This is a genomic window from Streptomyces sp. NPDC007971 (genome assembly GCF_042958635.1).
In the GTDB taxonomy this organism is placed as follows: Bacteria; Actinomycetota; Actinomycetes; order Streptomycetales; family Streptomycetaceae; genus Streptomyces.
Genome location: NZ_JBIBJK010000040.1, coordinates 1 through 19,833 on the forward strand (window position 1 = coordinate 1; position 19,833 = coordinate 19,833).

At 68.9% G+C, this 19,833-nt stretch carries 18 protein-coding genes and 4 pseudogenes; 11 read left to right on the top strand and 11 right to left on the bottom strand.

What is annotated here, in order from left to right:
- Both ACFZCP_RS44475 and ACFZCP_RS44480 read left to right on the top strand, forming a co-directional pair.
- Positions 1–1,203: SpoIIE family protein phosphatase (locus ACFZCP_RS44475; protein ID WP_391442569.1), on the top strand; the 1,203-nt coding region annotated here is incomplete at its 5' end.
- 147 nt (positions 1,204–1,350) lie between these two features.
- Positions 1,351–1,848 carry a transposase gene (locus tag ACFZCP_RS44480; RefSeq protein WP_391442649.1) on the top strand — a complete coding sequence of 166 codons (498 nt, stop codon included), beginning with the start codon at positions 1,351–1,353 and terminating at the stop codon, positions 1,846–1,848.
- 172 nt (positions 1,849–2,020) lie between these two features.
- Here the strand turns inward: ACFZCP_RS44480 and ACFZCP_RS44485 are convergent, their stop codons facing one another.
- The 4 genes and pseudogenes from ACFZCP_RS44485 to ACFZCP_RS44500 all read right to left on the bottom strand — a co-directional run.
- Positions 2,021–2,248 (bottom strand): hypothetical protein, encoded by a 228-nt coding sequence (locus ACFZCP_RS44485; protein ID WP_391442571.1) that lies wholly within the window; start codon positions 2,246–2,248, stop codon positions 2,021–2,023.
- 73 nt (positions 2,249–2,321) lie between these two features.
- Positions 2,322–2,903 carry an HAAS signaling domain-containing protein gene (locus ACFZCP_RS44490; protein ID WP_391442574.1) on the bottom strand — a complete coding sequence of 194 codons (582 nt, stop codon included), beginning with the start codon at positions 2,901–2,903 and terminating at the stop codon, positions 2,322–2,324.
- Between the two features lie 21 nt (positions 2,904–2,924).
- Positions 2,925–3,278 carry a helix-turn-helix transcriptional regulator gene (locus ACFZCP_RS44495; RefSeq protein WP_391442577.1) on the bottom strand — a complete coding sequence of 118 codons (354 nt, stop codon included), beginning with the start codon at positions 3,276–3,278 and terminating at the stop codon, positions 2,925–2,927.
- 497 nt (positions 3,279–3,775) lie between these two features.
- A pseudogene (locus tag ACFZCP_RS44500) lies at positions 3,776–4,186 on the bottom strand (transposase); the annotation flags it as partial.
- Between the two features lie 72 nt (positions 4,187–4,258).
- On the opposite strand from ACFZCP_RS44500, the pseudogene ACFZCP_RS44505 reads away from it, so the two are divergent.
- The 6 genes and pseudogenes from ACFZCP_RS44505 to ACFZCP_RS44530 form a co-directional block, all read left to right on the top strand.
- Positions 4,259–4,509: pseudogene (locus ACFZCP_RS44505) on the top strand (LysR family transcriptional regulator); the annotation flags it as partial.
- 44 nt (positions 4,510–4,553) lie between these two features.
- On the top strand, positions 4,554–5,099 hold the full coding sequence (locus ACFZCP_RS44510; protein WP_391442654.1) for a WHG domain-containing protein: 546 nt from the start codon (positions 4,554–4,556) through the stop codon (positions 5,097–5,099).
- Positions 5,096–5,521, top strand: a complete 426-nt coding sequence (locus ACFZCP_RS44515) for a nuclear transport factor 2 family protein (RefSeq protein ID WP_391442579.1) — start codon at positions 5,096–5,098, stop codon at positions 5,519–5,521. The genes ACFZCP_RS44510 and ACFZCP_RS44515 overlap by 4 nt, the downstream gene beginning before the upstream one ends.
- Positions 5,518–6,357: an NAD(P)H-binding protein gene (locus ACFZCP_RS44520; RefSeq protein ID WP_391442582.1), complete on the top strand. Its 840-nt coding sequence runs from the start codon at positions 5,518–5,520 to the stop codon at positions 6,355–6,357. Before ACFZCP_RS44515 ends, ACFZCP_RS44520 begins: the two co-directional genes overlap by 4 nt.
- Positions 6,354–7,556, top strand: a complete 1,203-nt coding sequence (locus tag ACFZCP_RS44525; protein ID WP_391442585.1) for an alpha/beta fold hydrolase — start codon at positions 6,354–6,356, stop codon at positions 7,554–7,556. Before ACFZCP_RS44520 ends, ACFZCP_RS44525 begins: the two co-directional genes overlap by 4 nt.
- Before the next feature lie 154 nt (positions 7,557–7,710).
- Entirely contained in the window at positions 7,711–8,286 is a 576-nt protein-coding gene (locus ACFZCP_RS44530; protein ID WP_391442587.1) for a TetR family transcriptional regulator, read from the top strand.
- Positions 8,287–8,987: 701 nt separating this feature from the next.
- Here ACFZCP_RS44530 and ACFZCP_RS44535 read toward each other — a convergent pair.
- The gene (locus ACFZCP_RS44535; protein ID WP_391442591.1) at positions 8,988–9,653 is read right to left on the bottom strand and encodes a redoxin domain-containing protein; all 666 of its coding nucleotides are present in this window, start codon (positions 9,651–9,653) and stop codon (positions 8,988–8,990) included.
- A 151-nt stretch (positions 9,654–9,804) separates the two neighbouring features.
- On the opposite strand from ACFZCP_RS44535, the gene ACFZCP_RS44540 reads away from it, so the two are divergent.
- Entirely contained in the window at positions 9,805–10,449 is a 645-nt protein-coding gene (locus ACFZCP_RS44540) for a TetR family transcriptional regulator C-terminal domain-containing protein (RefSeq protein ID WP_391442595.1), read from the top strand.
- A 442-nt stretch (positions 10,450–10,891) separates the two neighbouring features.
- Here ACFZCP_RS44540 and ACFZCP_RS44545 read toward each other — a convergent pair whose 3' ends face one another.
- Complete coding sequence (locus ACFZCP_RS44545) at positions 10,892–11,611, bottom strand: DUF2306 domain-containing protein (protein ID WP_391442597.1); 720 nt, start codon at positions 11,609–11,611, stop codon at positions 10,892–10,894.
- A gap of 239 nt (positions 11,612–11,850) precedes the next feature.
- Positions 11,851–12,699, bottom strand: a complete 849-nt coding sequence (locus tag ACFZCP_RS44550) for an alpha/beta fold hydrolase (protein ID WP_391442600.1) — start codon at positions 12,697–12,699, stop codon at positions 11,851–11,853.
- Positions 12,700–12,843: 144 nt separating this feature from the next.
- Here ACFZCP_RS44550 and ACFZCP_RS44555 point away from each other — a divergent pair, with 144 nt between their 5' ends.
- Positions 12,844–14,094: a helix-turn-helix domain-containing protein gene (locus tag ACFZCP_RS44555; RefSeq protein ID WP_391442603.1), complete on the top strand. Its 1,251-nt coding sequence runs from the start codon at positions 12,844–12,846 to the stop codon at positions 14,092–14,094.
- Positions 14,095–14,175: 81 nt separating this feature from the next.
- Here the strand turns inward: ACFZCP_RS44555 and ACFZCP_RS44560 are convergent.
- Positions 14,176–14,463: pseudogene (locus ACFZCP_RS44560) on the bottom strand (transposase); the annotation flags it as partial.
- Here ACFZCP_RS44560 and ACFZCP_RS44565 point away from each other — a divergent pair.
- On the top strand, positions 14,447–15,097 hold the full coding sequence (locus tag ACFZCP_RS44565) for a transposase (protein ID WP_391442606.1): 651 nt from the start codon (positions 14,447–14,449) through the stop codon (positions 15,095–15,097). The pseudogene ACFZCP_RS44560 and the gene ACFZCP_RS44565 sit on opposite strands and share 17 nt — an antisense overlap.
- Before the next feature lie 85 nt (positions 15,098–15,182).
- On the opposite strand, the gene ACFZCP_RS44570 is transcribed toward ACFZCP_RS44565, so the two are convergent.
- From ACFZCP_RS44570 to ACFZCP_RS44580, 3 genes and pseudogenes are all read right to left on the bottom strand, one after another.
- The gene (locus ACFZCP_RS44570; protein WP_391442658.1) at positions 15,183–15,644 is read right to left on the bottom strand and encodes a GNAT family N-acetyltransferase; all 462 of its coding nucleotides are present in this window, start codon (positions 15,642–15,644) and stop codon (positions 15,183–15,185) included.
- Positions 15,645–15,942: 298 nt separating this feature from the next.
- Entirely contained in the window at positions 15,943–18,024 is a 2,082-nt protein-coding gene (locus ACFZCP_RS44575) for an alkaline phosphatase family protein (RefSeq protein ID WP_391442608.1), read from the bottom strand.
- Positions 18,025–18,818: 794 nt separating this feature from the next.
- Positions 18,819–19,601, bottom strand: a pseudogene (locus ACFZCP_RS44580) (TIGR03084 family metal-binding protein).
- Positions 19,602–19,833: the final 232 nt, after the last annotated feature.

Sequence of the window (19,833 nt, forward strand, 5' to 3'; positions counted from 1 at the left end):
CTGGCCGGCGTCACCGTTCCCGAGCTCGCCGACATGGCCACGGTCGACGTCCTCGACTCCGTCCTCCACCAGCACCGCCCGCCCATGGGCGACGGTCCCGCGCTCTTCCGCGCCCTCGCGGTGCAGGCCGCCTATGCCACCGAAGCCGTCCAAGACGCCGACCCGCCCGGCGAGATCGCTGCTTACGACGCCGACCGCCTGCCCACCGAATGCGTACGCACCGGCCGGCCGATCCTGGTCTCCCACATGGATGACGCCGCCATGGCCCGCATCGCCCGCGACGACCGCGCCGCCACGCTGCTGGCCCGCGCCGGCGTGCACTCCTACATGCTGCTCCCGCTCATCGCCCGCGGCCAGATCCTCGGCTTCCTGGGGCTGAGCCGCGCCCGCAACCCGCAGCCCTTCAACGAGGACGACCTCGCCCTCGCCGGTGAGCTGGCCTCCCGCGCAGCCGTGTGCATCGACAACGCCCGCTCCCACCAGAGCGTGCGCAATACGGCCGAGACCCTTCAGCGCAGCCTGCTCCCGGACCACCCGCCGCACCTCCCGGGCCTGGAAGTCGCCTCCCGGTACCGGCCTGCACAGGCGGCTTACGAGGTCGGCGGCGACTGGTACGACGTCCTCCCGCTCGACGGCGACAAGACCGTGCTGGTCGTGGGCGACGTCATGGGCAGTGGTATCGACGCGGCCGTCACCATGGGCCGCCTGCGCACCGGCACCAGCGACTTCGCCGACCTCGACCTGGACCCTGCCCAGGTCCTCCATCACCTCGACAAGATCACCTCAGGGCTTGAGCAGTACATAGCCACCTGCGTCTATGCCGTCTACGACCCTCACCGCGCAGAGTGCCACATCTCCGTCGCCGGCCATCTGCCCCCCGTCCTGGTGCGCAATGGCAAGCACCCGGAACTGCTCGACCTTCCGACCGGCACCCCGCTCGGGGTCGGCGGCGTCCCTTTCACGACCACGACCTTTCCCGTCGGCTCCGGCGATCGGCTGGTCCTGTACACCGACGGACTTGTCGAGGTCCGTCATCACCCCATCGACGAACGCCTCGACACCCTCCTGCACCTGCTTGACGCACCCGACCTCACCCCGGAGGAAACCTGCGACCGACTCCTTCGCGAACTCCGGCTTCCCGCTGATCCGGATGATGTCGCCCTGCTCATCGCACGCATGCAACCCTTCGCGTCCGACTCCTGAAATACGGCCCGGTCCGGCCGGTCGGGTCCCCTGATCACCGGCGCGGGGCTGCTGGAGACCTGTGATGGTCACCCATCACGCACCCCTTGCTCCCCCAACCCGCTCGCACCGGTTGGGCACCGCCGTGACGGACGGCCGATCCACCCGATTCTCGGCGCCTCCCCGGAGGACGACTCCAACAGGCCCGAAGGCGACGGCCACGCCCCAGCGTTTCCGTCACGCAGGAGGACCTGCCCAGCCGGGCACACCACCACGCTCTTGCCGCCGGGCGGTCGCCACCAGCAGCGCAAAGCCTGGTTCACGGCCCAGCAGTGCATCGGCTGTCCGCTGCCGGCCCGGTGCACTACCGCCAAGGGCGGCCGGGTCGTCACCTGGCGCCCGCACCACCACCTACAAGCAACATCCCGACAACAGGCCGCCAACGATCCCGACCGGCAGGCCCAGTACCGGCGTTGGCGACCACCTGTCGAACGGGTCATCGCCTGGCTCGTCGCCCACGGCAACCGCCGCCTACCCTGCCGTGGCACCACCAACGGCGAACGCTGGATCCATCACCGGGCCGCCACCCTCAATCTCCGCCGACTGATCATCCTCGGACTCGACCACCACAACGGAACCTGGACCATCGCCCCGGCCACCGCTTGACCCGGGAGAACGGGCCACCCGTCCCACCAGCCGAACAACCCATTTCCAACATCTTCATGGCCTTCGGGGGTCTGTCCGGTGGGTCGCCACGGACGCACCGGACAGACTCTGGAACGCAAGGAACGGGGCAGGGCCTGCTGGACCGGTCCCTGCTTGAAGGGACACGTCCTGGCTAGCCCTTCTTCTGTTTGTACAGTTTGAGGTCCCTGTTCACGAACAGATGGACATAGCCGCAGTTCCAGCAGATCAGGCCCGTTGCCGACTCGTTCGCCCAACCCCAGTTCATGAACTCCATGCCGGAGCTGTTGAGCTTGACCTCTCGGTCCCTGAACAGGTCTCCCTGACAGAAGTTGCACTTGATCCACACGCCCCCGAGAGCCGCGTGAACAGGCTTGGCCATGCCTCCACCTTTCCTATGAGCCGCCGCAGTGGCGAGCCGTCTCGCACACGAACTGCGTGTCGGGCACGCGTGATCAGGCCCCGAACCGGGCCATGCCACCGCGCCTCGCCGCCCGGAGCAGGTAGACGCCGGCAGCGGCCGGGAGTGCCAGGACGGCCAGGGTGAACGGGATGAACAACGCTCCGAGGCCGAGGCCCGGCGCACCCGCGGGGATCATCCACTGCGCCACCAGGAGCAGCAGCGGAACGAGGGCGGCAGTCGTCCCGATCGCCTTGTCGCGGCTGCGCCACTGCGGCACGGTCCACAGCCACCAGATCGCGCCGATCAAGACGATGCCCAGCGGGGGCGCGAAGGCCGTCAGGGGGCCGGTCACCGCCAGCAGCCCAAGGAGGGCGAGGGTGCGCCCCTGGCTCGCCTGCGGAGCGGGGCGCTCCTCGCCGAGGGCGGTCGCCGCGATGGTGCGCGGGTCGCCGAGGCGTGCGAGCACGGTGCGGATCCCGTCGTCACCGGAGGCGGGCTCCTCGGCGAAGGCCACGGCGATGTGCTCCTCCAGGTCGGCCAGCAGCTCGCCTCGGCGTTCCGGGCTGAGGCCGGCCGCTTCACGCGCCACAGTGGCCAGGTAATTCTTCACCAGCGGGTGCTCGGTGATCGTCATGGTGGTCTCCCGTCAGTCGGTTCAGTCGGTGATGAAGTGGTCGACCGCGTCACGGAAGTGCGGCCAGATGGCGGTGAACTCCTTCAGCGCCGCATGCCCCGCAGGCGTCAGCTCGTAGTAGCGCCGGGGCGGCCCGCTGGGGGACTCCTGCCATCTGGTCTCCACCAGTCCGTCGCGGCGCAGCCGCGACAGCAAGGGGTAGATCGTCCCTTGGCTCGTGACCATGCCGTTCACCGCGCCGAGGGTTTCGAGCAGCTCCACGCCGTAGCGCGGGCCGTCACGCAAGATCGCCAGCACGCAGTACTCCAGCACCCCCTTGCGGAGCTGGCTCTCCGCCTTGCTGGTGGCGGGCTTACCTGCGATGTCAGGTTCCATGCATTGCACAGTACCTGGTTATCTCCATACGTCCAAAGGTGATGTTGGTGCGGCATTCGGCCCCCGCGCTCAAGTCCCGCGGCCTGGGAGGCCCACAGGGACAGCGCCGCCCCTCCCCAGTTATGGCCGTCTACGCCTGGCCGAACCGTGGGAGAACGTGGCACTCGGGCTGTAGAGCACTGCACTGACCCGCACCACCTCGCCGCGCATGTCTGGCGGATCTTGGTTCACCCACGCGGGTAGCTCGCCATGCAGGACATGGAGCCGACAGCACAGTGACCCGCCGGACAGGCCCTAGTAGGGCTTGGTCAGGTTCGTTCGCCGGTGGCGTGTCCGTTTGAGCGGGTGTGTCGTTGAGCGAGTGTGCTGGGTGGGGAGTTGGCCGCGGTCCGGTGTGATCTGGAGGACTTCGCAGCGGAGATGTTCGAGCCGTTCGCGCGGGCGGATCAGCGCCGGTGGGGCGGGGTCCATCTGGGGGGGTGCCCCTATGACTTTGGTCAAGGGGTGATCGGGGTTGGTGGTTGGTAGATGGTGCCGTCGCGGAGCATCGCGAAGAGCACGTCCGCTCGGCGTCGGGCGAGGCAGAGGATGGCTTGGGTGTGGTGCTTCCCCTGGGTGATCTTCTTGTCGTAGTAGGCGCGGGAGGCCGGGTCGGTCAGCGCGGCGAACGCGGAGAGGAAGAAGGCCCGCTTGAGCTGCTTGTTTCCCCGCCGGGATGGCTGTTCGCCCCGGATCGAGGAGCCCGAGCTTCTCGTTGCTGGGGCGAGGCCGGCGTAGGCGGCGAGGTGGGCGGCGGACGGGAAGGACGTGCCGTCGCCGACGTCGATGAGGATGCGGGCTCCGGTCCTGATGCCGATGCCGGGCATGGACATCAGGACCTTGGAAAGAGGGTGGGCCTCCAGGAGTTCCTCGGTCCGGATCTTGATTCCAGGCGTGATCCGACCGAGGTCCCCGGTCTGTGAGGCGCCCACGTACGTCGACTGGTCGGGGTCTGGCCGGGCCTGCCTGGGCGGCCGCACATTGTCCACGCAACGAGGGACTGGCTGAGGAAGCTGCAGCTGGTTGCCGGCGGGTTTGGCGTGACGACGGTCCCGTCCCGCATGCCGGCGGTGCTGCCGCCTGGCGTGAGCCTGCTCGGGTGGACGGAGCACCCCCCGAGGCCCGGCGGACCCTCATGGCGCGGCTTCCCGGCCGGCCGCCTACCGGCACTTCGCCTCGCTACCCGACTTGATCGCCGAGGTGGCGCGGCTGGCCCGTGGCGGGCTGGCCGACGCCATGGACGCCCAGCTGGGTCGCCTCACCGCAACGGGTGACGCAGGTGCCGACGCGGTGAACCGGCTCGCCGCCGTTGGGCACGGCTACATCCGCTACGCGCTGGACAATCCGGGTCTGTTCGCCACCGCGTTCCCGACGTCTTCGGCGGAGGCTGTCGAATCCGCTGCACCGGCCGCGGCGACGACGGCCCGCCGAGGTCCCTTCGCGATCCTCGGGGAGGCCCTGGAGGCCGTCGACGCCGCGGAGTTGCTGGTGGAACCGGTGGGATCTGCCGCCCTCAACGCGTGTGGGCGCAGGGCGGAGAGAGCAGGGTCACGGCTCACTGGCCGCGGGCCGTCGAACGGCTGGTCGGAGTGGCGCCCACGCTTGGGCTTGCAAAACGGACTGCCGGTCCGTAAGATTCAGTTATACGGACCGATGGTCCGCATAGCTACGAGTGGCCCGTCTTGGCGCGGCTGTCACCGGACCACGTCGCGGATCTCGCGACGCAAGGCGATGGTCCGACGGGCCGGGACTGCTGCATCTTCGAGCGAACGGACGTCATGACCATGCCCATGTCACCGGCGGAGCTGTACCGCCACGGTCTGGACCTGCTGCTGGAGAAGGACATCCCCGGGTGGGTGGACCTGTGGGACGACCATGGCGTCCTGGAGTTCCCCTTCGCGCCTGAAGGCTGGCCCAAGCGGCTGGAAGGGAAGAGCGCGGTCGGCGCATACATGCGCCACTACCCCGACCGCGTCGACGTCCACGACTTCCCCGACGTGACGATCCACCAGACCACCGTCCCCGAGACGGTCGTGGTGGAGATGCGCGGGGTCGGGCGCCTGGTGGAGACCGACAGTCCCTTCGACATGACCTACATCGCCGTGGTCACGGTCGAGGACGGGCGCATCACCTCCTACCGCGACTACTGGAACCCCCTCGCCGTGTCGCAGCCCGGCGCCGATTTCACGGGAACGAACCGATGAACGCCACCAGCGCCACCCTCGTCATCGGGGCCAGCGGCACCACCGGCCGCCGCGTCGTCGCCGGGCTGATCGCCGAGGGCCATCGCGTCAAGGCCGCCGGCCGGAGCGCCACTCCGGTGGAAGGGGCGCAGGCCGTCCGCTTCGACTGGAACGAGCCCGCGACCTGGGACGAGGCCCTCGGCGGCGTCGACCGCGTCTACCTCGTCCCGCCCATCGGCTCCTCCAGCCCGGCCGCGGTCATGCTGCCCTTCCTCCGCAAGGCCCGTGCGGCGGGTGTGCATCGCGCGGTGCTGCTCAGCTCGTCGGCGATCCCCGCGGGCGGTCCGGCGGTGGGAGAGGTCCATGAGGAACTGCCGGGCCTGTTCGAGCAGTGGGCGGTGCTGCGGCCTTCCTGGTTCATGCAGAACTTCACCGGTTCCACCCCGCACGCGCACAGCATCCGTGAGGACGGTGCCATCCGGTCGGCCTCGGGGGACGGCCGCGTCGGGTTCATCGACGCGGCCGACATCGCCGCCGTCGCCGTACGCGCCCTGACCGATGAGCAGGCTCCCAACACCGACCTGATCCTCACCGGACCGCAGACGCTGAGCTACGCCGACGTCGCCGCGGTCATCACGGAGGTCACCGGCCGAGCCGTGGTCCACCAGCAGCTGACCTTCGAGGAGCTGCGCGACCGCTGGGCGACCGAGATACCGCTGGAGTTCGCCACCATGCTGGCCGGCATGGACCGTGCCATCGCCGACGGAGCCGAGGACCGCGTCACCGACACCGTCCAGCGCCTCACCGGACGCCTCCCGGGCACCTTCCGCGCCTTCGCCGAAAGGGAGTTGACATGAAACAGCTGATGTTCCACGACGACCCGGCGTTCTGGTTCGAGACCCTGCGCAACCTCGGCCTCGCCACCTACGGGGGCTCGGACGTCGGCGAGGTCATCGCCACCGCCTCCCGCGTCACCTCCGGCGACTACGACAGCTGGCACGACGCCTGGCTGTCCACCGCCGAGCGCCTGGAGACGGAGGCACGCGCGGGCCGCCCCATCAGCGCACGCGACGGACTGCTGCGCGCCTCCAGCTACTACCGGGCGGCCGAGTTCTTCCTCCACGGCAATCCCGACGATCCACGGATCGACCATGCCTACGATCGCAGTGTCACCTGCTTCCGTGATGCCGTCGCCCACCTTCCCGACGTCACGCCGGTGGAGATCCCGTACGAGGGCACGGTGCTGCACGGCTACTTCTACCGGGCGGCGGGCGAGGGCCCGAAGCCGGCGCTGGTGATGCACAACGGATTCGACGGGGCCGCCGAGGAACTGCACTTCTTCGGCGCGCTCGGCGGACAGGAACGCGGCTACCACGTCCTGACGTTCGACGGCCCCGGGCAGCCCTCGGCCATCCACCGGGACGGGCCGGCCTTCCGGCCGGACTGGGAGAACGTGGTCGGTCCCGTCCTGGACTTCCTCGTCCGGGACCCCGGCGTCGATCCGGCCCGCGTCGCGCTGCTCGGCGTCAGTCTCGGCGGTTACCTCGCGCCCCGGGCTGCCGCCTACGAGCCGCGGCGTGCGGCCGTCGTCGCCCTCGACGGTGTCTTCGACGCCGTATCCGCGCTGACCGCGCACCTTCCGCTGCCGCACGACGAGGTGGTCCGGCGCGCGGCATCCGAACACGACGAGGAACTGGACCGTATGATCGCCGACGCCCGCGCGCGGAGCCCGATCGTGCGCTGGGCCTGCGACCACGGCCGCTACGTCACCAAGTCCTCGACCGACCGGGAGTTCCTCGCCGAGTACGCCCGCTACAGCTTCAAGGACGGCAGCGCCGGGAAGATCACCTGCCCCGTGCTGGTGTGCGAGGCGGTCGGCGACCTGTATTACTCCGCCGCCGAGGAATCCGATCCGCGCAAGCTGTACCGGCATCTCACCGCACCGAAGACACTGCTGACCTTCACCGAGGAAGAGGGCGCCGACGCCCACTGCCACCCGGGCGCCATCCGCCTGGCGGTAGCGCGTATCTTCGACTGGCTCGACGACACGCTCTGACGCGTCGCACACCCCGCAGACCGCTCGGCTGCCGCCCCTGCAGGAGGCGCAGCCGGGCGCGAGGCGTCGTACAAGTGAACCCACCGGACATCGCACATCTGTTCCGGGAAGCCCTGGACGGTCCGACACCCCGTCCGAAGACCGAGGAGGACCCGTGGCCCAGCGCACAGAGCGCGCCGACGCGGTGCGCAACCGAGAAGCCGTCCTGGCTGCCGCCGACGCCCTCTTCGCCGCCAGCAGCAGCCCCCACAGCGTGTCGATGGACGACATCGCCGCGGCCGCCGGTGTGGGCAAGGGCACCCTCTTCCGCCGCTTCGGCGACCGTGCCGGCCTGATCGGCGCCGTGATCGCCTCCCGCCTCAAACCCCTGCAGCAAGCCGTGGGTGAAGCCCAGGGCGTGGGCGGGTCCTCGCCCCGCCGACGAGTGCTGGACCTCCTCGACGCCGCACTGCGCTTCAAGATCGAGAACCGGAACCTGATGTCGGCCGCGGAGGAGGCCGGCCTCAGCAGCCCCTACCAGGCCGAGCACTACGGCTGGTGGCACGAGACCCTTCGCGAGGCGCTGGACCAAGTACCCGGCGTCCACGAACCGGATTTCACCGCTCACGCCCTGCTGGCCGCCATCCGCGCCGACCTGGTGGCCCACCTGATTGACCATCAGAAGACGGCGCCCGAAGCACTGCGGGTCTCGCTGGCGGCCTACATCGACAACGTCCTCGGCACCGGCTGAGAATTCCTGAGTGGTCCATCGGACAGCGGTCCTGCGCCGAGACGCGCCGACGGTCCACGGGAGTGCCGAGCCGGTGCCACCGCTGGGCACGGCCCGGAGCACACGCCCTGCTCGTGCACGGCGCGGTTGCAGCCCGGGACCGGGCGACGCCGCCTGCCCGGGCACGTGCCACCGGGGCGAAAACCGGCACGTCTCCAGGGCGATGCCGGTACGGCGGCGCAGCCGGAGTACCGGGACGTAGGCGCCGGAGAAGGTGGGCAGGCGGCCGTTCGGGCGGCCCCAGGCATGGACGAACACGCAGTCCGAGTCGGTCGAGGCTGGCGGCCTGGAACCGCATCGGCTCCGCATCGCCACCGTCGGCCCGCCAAGCGGCGCTTCGTGGCGTGTGCGGAACTCACAGAACCACGGCAGTGTGGCGAGCTTGCGGTCCATGCTGGACCGCGCGCAGCGGTGTTCCACCGTGGGCAGCACCGCGGCCTTCCCGTCCCGGGCCTGCGGCGGCAGGCCCGGCCCGGCCAGGCCAACCAGGCGGTGCCCTCCGGAGGGAAGGCCGCTGGTGCCTTCACCCGTACGTGCCGGGCGTGATGCGCAGCGGCTCAAGGACTCCAGGCGGCGACACCGAGTGGCGTCGTCGCTGTCGGCTGTCCGAGAGTCACCCGCCGGCTGCTCTGCTCTCAGGGGCAGAGCCGGGACTTCGACTCCTAATGGGCCGTGTCGAGGGCTGCGAGGATGGCGGCGGGCTCGCTGCGAGTGGTGTAGTCGGGGCGGATGTCGATCCAGCGCAGAATGTGGTCGGTATCGGTGAGGACGACGGTGGGCATGGGAATCATGTGGGTGCCGTCGGCATTCTCGGTGCTGAGATCGACGCCGAGCTTGGCCTGGGCCTCTCGTGCTTCCGTGGTCGGAGCGGTGAGGATTCCGAGCGCTCCGGCAAGGACGTTGCCCGGGTCGGAGAGGACCGGGAACTCCAGCTCGTGCTTCTGCTGCATGGTCAGCGAGCCGTCCGGCCTCTGCGGGCTGACGGCCACCAGGACCGTGCCTCGCTCGGTCAGACCCGGGAGCAGCTCGTCCTGGTAGGTCTTCAACGCGATGTTGCAGTAGGGGCACCAGGCGCCACGATAGAAGACGATCACTGCCGGGCGTCCGTCGATCACGGTGTGCAGTGAGACCCGTGCTCCCTCCGCGTCGATCAGTTCCACGTCGGGCAGCCGGGTGCCGGGGGCTGCGGCGGTCGCGGGCACTCCTGCGGCGTTGAGTTCGGCCTGTTCGGCCTCGAAGACTGCCAGAGCCTCCGTCGGCGCCTGTCCGGCCATGGCGGCCTTGAGCCGGCTCACCTGCTGGGCGATCGGGTCGGTCTGCATGGTCATGAGGATTCTCCCGGCATCGAGCCGCCTGCGCCCTGCTGCCGGCCGATCGGCGTCGACAGGGGCGGCGGCTTGCAGCATTTTGGACCGAACAAGCCAATCCTTGCCCGGAGAAAATGGCCTGTCAAGGCCAGAACGGTCTACTCTTCCGTGCATGACACAACGCCCCGTGATGTCCGAGGACGAGGTCCGGCTGACGGCCAAGGGCCGGGCGACACGCGCCCGGATCGTGCAGGCCGCCGCCGCGTTGATGTTCGAGCGCGGCGTCGCCGGCACCAGCACCGAGGACGTCCGGGCGAGTGCGGGGGTCAGCAACTCGCAGCTCTACCACTACTTCAAGGACAAGAACCAACTGGTCCGCGCGGTCATCGTGCATCAGACGCAACAGGTTCTCGACGCCCAGCAGCCCCTCCTCGGCCGACTCGACTCCTTCGACGCGCTGGAGGCATGGCGGGACCTGCTGATCGACCTGCAGCGCCAGCGCGCCTGCCGGGGAGGCTGCCCGATCGGTTCACTGGCCGGCGAACTCGCCGACGTCGACGAAGAGGCCCGCAAGCTCCTCGTCACCGGATTCGCCCGCTGGGAGAGCGCCATCCGCGACGGCCTGGCCTCGATGCGCGACCGCGGCGAGCTGCATCCCGACGCCGACCCCGATCAGCTTGCACTGGTCACCCTTACCGCCCTCCAGGGCGGCCTGCTGCTCACCGAGACCCGCCGCGACGTCGCCCCGCTCCGTGCCGGCCTCAACGCCGCCATCGCCCACATCCGGAGCCACGCCACCCGGCCAGGTGACAACTGAGCGGGCGGTACCGGCTCCGTGCGCCATCGCCGGGAGCCGGGAGCCGGGTGGTTCGACCTGGCCTGCTTCGGAACACCAGGCCGACTGTCGCGCTCAACGTGAAGTGACGGCCCGTCTCGGCCGACTTCAGGCTGAGGCGGATGCGGTCGATTCGCGGTGCATCATCCCGTAAGCCATGTCGTGCGGGCCTACGGTGATGCCCGAGCCTTGGTGCAGGCGGCCGATCAGGGCACCATCCGGTGCTCCTGGCCGTCCCTGATCGGGCGAACGGTCTCGACGTCTGACCGGCAGGGCCGTCGAATCTCCCTGACCACCTCACTGCGAGGACGGGGGACGGGCACCTGCGCGGCCCGTGGTGATCACCACCTGGGACGTCTGTGCCGCCTCGGCCATCAGCGTCTTCGGGACCTCTGCGGAGACAGGTCGGTGCACAGCACGTTCATCACCCCGACGACAAGCGGAGTCCGGGGAGGTGGCGTCGTCGGATCATGAACTCGGCGACGACGATGTTGGGCAGCCAGCACAGGAACGGGACGGCTGCGTACGCGGTCTCGTACATGGTCTGGCCGTCCGCGCCGCGGCCGGCCAGTATCTGGACGCCGATCAGGATGCCGAGCCACAGTCGCAGGGTCGGCGCCGCGTAGGTCAGGGCGTAGCTGCGGATCATCCAGGCGCGGTGGCTGGGGAAGTCGCGTTGCCGTGCCGCCCGGTATCCGCGGAAGGTGGTCCAGCCCCAGAGCACGGCGAGGCTGCCGAATCCGAAGAAGCCGACCACGGCCGCGCTGCTGAAGAACGCCATGACGAAGGCGGCGGCCGAGCCGAGTGCGATGGACACCACGTAGGTGCGCCCGAGCCGGCGGTGCAGCCCGGGGCGTCGGCGTCGGATCGCGGTGACGAACTGGAACGGTCCCACGGCAAGCGCCAGGCCCGCCGTGGTGATGTGGACGTAGAACGCGGCCTGGACCGGCAAGGGGCGGTGCGCGTATGTGTTCGCGAGCCCGACCTTCTCGTGGCCGAGCGTCTGGAGGCTGCCGGTCATGTACTGACCGACGAAGTATCCGCTGATCGCCAGCGCGAGCAGCATCATCAGGGTCCAGTTGACGCGGGATCGGCCCCGCGATTTCCTCGGCGTCGGATGCGGCCTGGTGGTCGCTGTAGTCATCGGGACGAGCCTCTCTTCGGGACACAAGAAGGACGCAGGGCAGGGCGAACCGCGGCCGCAGCAGCCGGGGAAGCCCGGCGGCGCAGCGGGCGCGTGGAGGAAGTGCGCGGGGGCGGCGGGACCAGCCCGCCGGCACCCCGCAGGAGGTGCGCGCTCAGCGGCGCAGCAAGGTGAGCAGTGCGGCGCGGAATCTGCCGGCGCGTGTCACGTCCGGCCCGGCGGCCGACGGTGGATCGGCTTCACCGGAGGTTCTGGTGCTCTTCTATGAAGGCCAGTGTCGCCTCTGCGACGTCGCGCCACCCGCTGTCGAAGACGAGCGAGTGGCCACGGTCGGGGATTCCCTGGAGGGCGGTGACGCCCGGGTTCCGCTTTTGCTTCTTGTACGCGGCGTTGGAGATCGCCCACGGTACGAAATGGTCCTTCTCGCCGCTTATATGGAGAAGCGGGCCGCGCTGCGGCGTGAGAGTGTCCACCTTGACCTCGGTGAGCGGGTTCATGGCGGCGTTCGACGCCTGGAACAGCGGAACTCCCGAGGCGGCGACCACGTGCTGCTCGTACAGTTCCCTGGCCTCCTTCTCGCTGACGGCGTTCGCGAAGGCGAAGCGGAACTGCTCGTACGTCAAGGCCACCGAACGCCGGTAGTCGAGCGGGTTTCCCACGACCGGCATCGCCGCCTTCAGCGCCGACACCGGGAGCGCGAGGACCCCCCGGAACGGCGCGGAGCCGATCGCCACCGTCACCGACGACAGCCCGCGCCCGGCGAGGATCTGCGCGACCAGACCGCCCATCGAATGGCCGACCGCCGCCGGCTTCAGGTTCAATCGGCGGATGACCTCCGCCGTGTGGTCGACGACCTGACGCACGCGCTTGCGGGCGAAGACCTCGGGGCGGGCGCGCGCCTGCTCGACCGTCTCGGGATCGTCCGGCCAGGCTGACGCAGCGGGTGCGTATCCCTTCTCCTCGAAGAACTCACACCACGGACGCCAGGTTCCGGCCAGCAACCACAGACCGTGCACGAACACGACCGGCTTGCGGCCGGAGATGTTGGCGCGTTCTATGTCCTGAATTTCCCTGGGGACGAGGACCATTGTCTTTCCTGCCTTCGGTGGGTCCGCTGATACCGGCAACCCTCGCGTCCTGCCCGTGCTCGGTCACTGTTGCGGCCCACCCGGTTTCCGGGCCGTGGTTGTCCCGGTCCACGACGCGGCACCCACGCATCTAGGATGACCGGCATGACGGATTCGCCGGACGCTGATCCCGATGTCATCGACGAACAGGTCGCGCTGCTCGCCGCCGGAATGCTCGAACGCGCCGAGGAACTCGCCGCGAGCGCCACGGCCAGGATCCGGGAGGCGGTTCCGGTCTACCGCAGCGACGCGGTGCCCAGAGAGGTGCTGTACGAGGCGGCGCTCAACAACGTCCACCGGCTGTTCGGCCGGATGGGACGGGTACCCTCCCCGGCCGACGACGACGCCCGGGGACACGGAAGAGCCCGCGCCCAGGCGGGGGTGCCGCTGTCCGCGGTGATGGAGGGATACCGGGTGGGGGCCTGGTACCTGTGGGAACAGCTGGCCGCCGCAGCCGTGGACATCGATTTGTCCGGGCGTTCCGCGCTGCTGGCCGCCTCCGAGGTGTGGAGCGCGATGCACACCCACACCCAGCAGATGGCCGACGGCTACCGCGAGGAGCTCGCCGAGCGGTTGGTTGCCCAGGAGCAGCGGCGGTCCGCGCTTTTGCAGGCACTGCTCGAAGGGCGACTCACCGAGACCAGTCTGTGGGAGGCTGCCGATCTCCTGGGGCTGCCGCACACGGGCCCGTACGCGGTCGTCGTGGCGAACGTGCCGTCCATCGGCCGGCACGCACTGCCCGGCATCGAGTCCCTCCTCGGCCGGGCCGGTATCGCGTCGGTCTGGCGACTGGGTCATGACGTCGAGATCGGCATCGCCTGCGTCTCCGGGTCCGGGAACCGCTTCGACCGGTTGGTCGCTTCGCTGACGTCGACCGGGGCCGGCTTCATCGGCGTCAGCCCGCCCTACGCGGACCTGCGCGAGACCGGTTCGGCCCTGCGGCTTGCCCGGATCGCGCTGCACAGCGCGTTCGACGGCCACCAGGTCGTCGTCTTCGACCGGGATCCGCTGGCGGTCACGGCGGCGAGTGATCCGGAGGTCATGCAGCGGGTCGCCCGCACCACCCTCGCCGGGCTCGACCGAGTCTCCATCGCCGAACGGGCATTGCTGCTGGAAACGTTCGGGGCGTGGTTGGACAACGGCGGATCCGCGGAACGGACCGCCGAGCGACTCTACGTCCACGCCAACACGGTCAGGCACCGTTTGCGCCGGCTGGAAGCGCGCACCGGACGGTCCCTTTCGGACCCGCGATGGGTCGTCGAACTGGGACTGGCCTATGAAGTCGCCCGCAGACTCGGCCCAGGACCGATCCCGAGTGTCGACCGGACTGGCCGAGGCGCGGAGACAGCGAAGTGAGAGGCCATATGTTCACTATCCGCCCCAATCTCCAGGGGCGTGTCCCGATAGACATCTCGGGATCTGGAGAAGTCAAGCAGCAGCCTGCGCGCCGGGTGATGAGCGCAGGGAGGAGAAGGCCCAGAGGTAGCCGGCGTGGTGGAGCCGGTTGTCCTTGACCATGCGGCGTCCGACGTGGTGTTCCTTGCCGGAGGCGCGGGTGATCGGTGCGGATCCGGCGTAGGCCTTCAGCCCGCGGGCGTCGGCGAAGCGGTTGCGGTCGTCGCCTGTCTCGGCGAGAACTCGTGCTCGACGTGCCACCGCCACCGCCAGGACCAGCAACGGCCCAGTGGGGGCCACAGGCATGTTCAAAATGGCCAAGGTTTCCGCGACGAAGTCCCGTTCACAGGCGATCAACCAGCTCAAGGCCGTCCTGGTCGCCGCCGACCCCGCCCTGCGCGAGGCACTGAGTGGCCTGAGCAATCCGAAACTCATCCGGAAGTGCTCCGAGCTGGAGGCCGCCGACGACACTGCCCCGGCAGCGGCGGCCCGCCACACACTTCGGCTGCTGGCCAGGCGCATCCAGCATCTCACCGAGGAGATCAACGACCTCACCACGCGGATCACCAGGGCAGTTGCCGTCTGCGCACCACGTCTGCTGGACCGCTACGGCGCCGGCCCGGACACCGCCGCCTTGCTGACAGCGGCCGGCGACAACCCGGACCGGACGGGCAGCGAGTCATCCTTCGCCGCACTCTGCGGCGTCAGCCCGGTAGAGGCATCCTCGGGTAAGACCCAGTGGCGCAGGCTCAACCGAGGCGGCGACCGCCAGGCCAATTCCGCGCTCTACACCATCGAACTGGCCGGCTTGCGCTGGGATGCCGGCACCCGCGACTACATGGAACGTCGAGTTGCCCAGGGTAAGAGCCGCCGTGAAGCCATCCGCTGCCTCAGACGCTACGTCGCACGAGAGATCTACCAGACGATCAACCCGCCCAAGTGCACTGCGGTATCAGCGTGTTGACATCCATAGGGGCATCAAGCTGGCGGTCCGCTACGAGGCGACCGTCCTCGTCGCAGCCATCAACGAGTGGCTGTGACCAGTCACATCACGATGCCGCCGCATAACAGTGAACGGTCACCATCTGAGACGGGCTCCATTGTTGCTCGACCGTGGCCAACAGTTCCCAGCCCAACCGCTCATACAGGGCTGCTGCGGCAGTATCGGATGCCACTACGTCGAGCACCGGGTGCAGGCCACGACGTAGTGCTTCCTCCACGGCTTGGCCGACCAGCAGTGCACCGATCCCATGCCCCCTGGTCTGCGGGGCGACGAACAGTCGGCTGACTACGGCAGTCAGGTCCTTACTCGCCCCGTTCCGCTCGCTCCACAAGCCGGGGGCCAGATCTCCTTCACCGCCGCGGGACAAGCTGACATGGCCAACGAGACGGCCGCCAAGTTCAGCGACCCAGGCCCCCAACAGTGAGGCCTGCGACAGCCACCGATCAGGCTGGTCCGGCCAGTTCACCGGGTAGCCGTCACATCGATGGACTTCCTCGAGAACCCGCACGCACGTCTCGACATCGCCATCAGTCCGCCGCCGGACCCAGCGGCCTGGCCTTTCCACAGCAGCCCCGGAGTTTTCGATACTCACTTCGGTATGGAAGCACAGGCCGCAGAGTCACAACCAGTTACTTTCGGCACGCGCCTTACAGGTAGTGCACACCCGCGTCCGGCGTCGGGCAACTGACTACGGGCGCGGTTCGGTGACCAGCACGGCGAGCGCGGTGGCGACGGCGGCCAGGACGGCGAGCGCCCGTGGCGACGGCGGCCAGGACGGCCGACGTCGCCACGGATCTCATGGCAGATCAGTCCTTTCCGGCGGTGGCGATCCGGCCGGCGTAGCGCTGCGTCCAGGTTTCGTCGGTGTCGACGGTGACGACCACGTCGTAGTAGCCCTCCCGGGTCGGCCACATGACGAGCTTCGTCTCGCCGTGGGCCACCGTGACGCTCCGGGTACGGTGGAGATAGTCGTTGGCGGTGAGTGTGTAGTGCACGGTCTCGGTGCCGTCGTTGTGCAACGCGAGCTTCACCTGGGCCTCGTGCTTGGTGCCCTCGCCCCTCAGTAGGTGGGCCTCCACGCGCGGGAGGCCACCGTCGATCTCTCCAGCGGGAGCGACCCGGCCGGCGAAGGAGCGCACGAAACCATCGTTGGAGTAGATCGAGAACGCGTACTTGCCGTCGGTGGCCTTGGCGTCCCAGGTGTACTCGCGCGGTTTGCTCGCTGTGACGGTGAACGGCGTGTTGGAGAAAGCCTGGTACTTGTCGGGGAAGACCTGGAAGCTCAATGCCTTGTCCTTCGGGCCGCCGGTCACGGTCATCTTGGCGGTGACCGTCCCCGATGCCCGGTCCTGCGAGATCACCGCGTGCGGATGGAAACTCAGCGGGCGCGGCTTCATGTGGTCGGCAGCGATGGACAGCGACTGCTCGGCGAGCGGGTCCGGGAAGGTGGCCGGCCCCGGTTGCGGGTGGGCGAAGTCGATCGCGCTGGTCAGGTCGCCCGCGATCGAGCGCCGCCAGTCGCTGATGTTGGGGCAGCGGAACGGCTTGCCGAGGTGAGCCGCCCAGGTCTCAAGGAACTTGATCGTCGAGGTGTGGTCGAAGACTTCCGAGGCGACGTGGCCACCGCGGGTCCACGGCGAGACCAGCAGCATCGGCACTCGCGGACCGAAGCCGAGCGGGTAGTCGCCGACGTACTCGCGCGCCGTGCCCGGCTCGGGCCACGGCGGCAGCACGTGGTCGAACTTCCCGTCGTTCTCGTCGTAGTTGAGGATGAAGAGGGTGTGGTTCCAGATATCGGGGTTGCTCTGCAGGATGTCGAGCACCTTCTTGGTATAGCGCTCGCCGTGCTGGCTGTCCGCGCCCGGGTGCTCGGACCAGCCGTACGGCGCCACGATCCAGGAGACCGCCGGCAGCGGGTGCTCCGCACCCGGCTGGCAGGCGTCGTGGAGGCTTTTGAGGACCGCGTCGAGGTTGTCGTCGGAGTCGTCGTTCGGCGAGGTCATGCCGGAGTAGTACGTGGCGTTGCCACGCCAGATCAGCCCGGTGCCGGGCTGCAGTTTCGGGTCGTCGGCGCTCAGCCCCTCCGGGTCGAACCCCTTGAAGTACTTCAGCTCGTTGTCGCCGTAGTCGCCGACCCAGGTGCTGATGTAACCCTGTCGCCCGTTGCCGCTGTTGTCGGAGTAGAGCCGCCAGTCGATGCCGACCTGCTGGAGCTGCTCGGCCACCGTGATCCAGGGACGGGAGTAGTTGGACTCATCGGTGTTGCCCGTCTCGCTGTTGGCGGTACCGCTCCACAGGTACTTTCGGTTGGGGTCGGTCGGGCCGAACTCGGAGCAGAAGTTCTGGTCGGCGATGGTGTACTGGGCGGCGACCGAGTGGTAGAAGCCCATGTAGGCGTCGCTGTGGTAGTTCATGCAGCTGGAGCCGTTGTGCTGCACCCACAGATCCCACTTGCGATGGTCGACGTCACCCCAGGCTCCGTGGTCGTTGCCCCAGGTGCCGTCGTCGACCTGCGGGGTGACGACGTTGCCGTTCCCGTCCTTCTGCTGGAAGACGGTGGTGCCGTCCTGGAACCGCAGCGCCTGCTTGTCGTTGAAGCCGCGTACGCCGGGGAATGTGCCGAAGTAGTGGTCGAGGGACCGGTTCTCCTGCATCAGGATCACGACATGCTTCAGGTCGGACATGTTGCCCTTGAAGCCCTTCGGGAAGACGTACCTTGGCGTCGCAGCGGCATACGCCTCGCCCGCCGCGGCAGTCGCGCCGAGCGCCAGCGCTCCAGCGGCGGCCCCCGTTCCCCGAAGAAACCGACGGCGGGTAGTGCCGATCGACGTCCCGGGGCTGTCGCCACGCTCGGACTCGGGCGTCGGGGTGATCGGATCGCTGGCCATGGAAGCTCCTCACATGAACGTGGATAGGCGGGGATGGCTGCTGTAACCCGCTCGTCGAAGCGAGCGGACACCAACCCTGTTTGAACACCGAGCGATCGGTGATCAGCGGGACGTCGACTGGGAACTAGAGGGAACTTGTCCAAACAAGCTGGCTCCAGTTATCCCGGTGCAGGTGTCCGTTCAGTGAATGGACACCGACCACTGCTGGCCCAGCGCACGGCGTTCTTCCCGCGTCGTCGAGGTGCGTCAGGAACGATGAAACCCATCGCCTACAGCGGCTGGCGAAGCGTGCGCTGCGCGCAGTTCACTTCCCGACCGCGGTGCGTCGCCGCGTCCGGGTGAGGCGGTGCGGTCGGGCGAACAACACGACCAGCTCCGCCTGGTGGACGGGAAGCCGGTGGCCGGGCAACGGGCCGGGGCCGGGCTGCGCATCGGTGAGGCGTGCGCTGTGACATTGCAGCAGTTCGACTGGGCATCGCGACCCGCGGATCGCCCATCAGACCTACGCGCATGTGATGCCCGACGCTCCTGAGCGAGGTCTGTTTTACCCCCCCACCTACGCGTCCTGGGTCAACCCGTGGGTGCGTTCAGTCCTCGCGCGCGGCATGCAGCATATCTTTGACGAGCTGCCTGCGAGCCTGTCGGATGGCCGGCTGATTGCGCCGAGCATGGGCCGCTGACGGCCTCGGAGTTGTCGCACTGGCACACACCACGTGATCGGGACCGTCGGCGTGTCCAGAGGGCAGATCGCAACCGTCACGCGTCTCCCACGACCCAGGCACCCCGACACGCTTTCAGAGGAAGACGCGCGCCACCTCCAGCCACTTCTGGGCGTCCTCCCCGGTCGCCGTCATGTTGGTCTCGGACCAGGGGCGACGCCGGGTGACACACAGGCAGAAGTCGACAGCGCCGCCCTGTACCCCTTGCGCGGCAGCCTCGGGGCCCCACACCCAGGTCCGTCCGTCAGGTGCTGTGAGCTCGACGCGGAAGAGGTCCGCCGGCTCAGGCAGTCCGACGGCGGCGAAGGACAGCGCCCGTCCCAACACGCCCAGCGACGCCACGTGCTGCAGTCGATCCGTCGGGCGGTGTGCCACGCCCACAGCATCGAAGAGGTCCTGCCCGTGTGCCCAGGTTTCCATCAGACGAAGGGGCGCCATCAGGGCCGGGGTCACCTTCGACATGTACCAGGGGAATGCGTGGTCCTATGGCGTGTCGCGCAGTGCCGCCGCCAGTTCCGCTCGACCGGCCCGCCACTCGTCCAGAAGTACCGGCCGCGGTTTGGCCGCTCCCGCGGCGGCGGCCTTGTCTGCATACCCGCTGCCTTCGGCTTCCGCCCGCCCGAGCTCGGCGCCGAACGCGTCCGGAGTGCGTAAGGCGCTGAGTGCGTTCGCGTCCGCCCACGCGAGGTGGGCTATCTGGTGGGCGACCGTCCAGCCCGGTGCCGGTGTCGGTATGGACCAGTCGTCCACTGCCCTGACCAGGACGTCGAGCTCGTCACCCTCAGCCACCAGCGCGGACAGGACACCGGCGTCGTCTACATCGGGGACGGCGAGGTTGTAGTTCAACATGTGCGCCATGGTGCCTGGGCCTGCTGCTGGTCGTCGCGGTCACTTCCGCGTCCGGGCAGGACCGCGCGACAGGCCGCACCGTGCTGGCCCGGCTCACGGCTGCCTTTCGCACGATCAGCTTGGCGTGGGCCGACGGCGGATTCGCCAACTCCGTTGACTGCACGCTGCTTTCATGGGCCCGCGACGCGTTGGGCATCGTCGTGGAGATCGTGAGGCGGACCGATGACATCAGTGGCTTCAA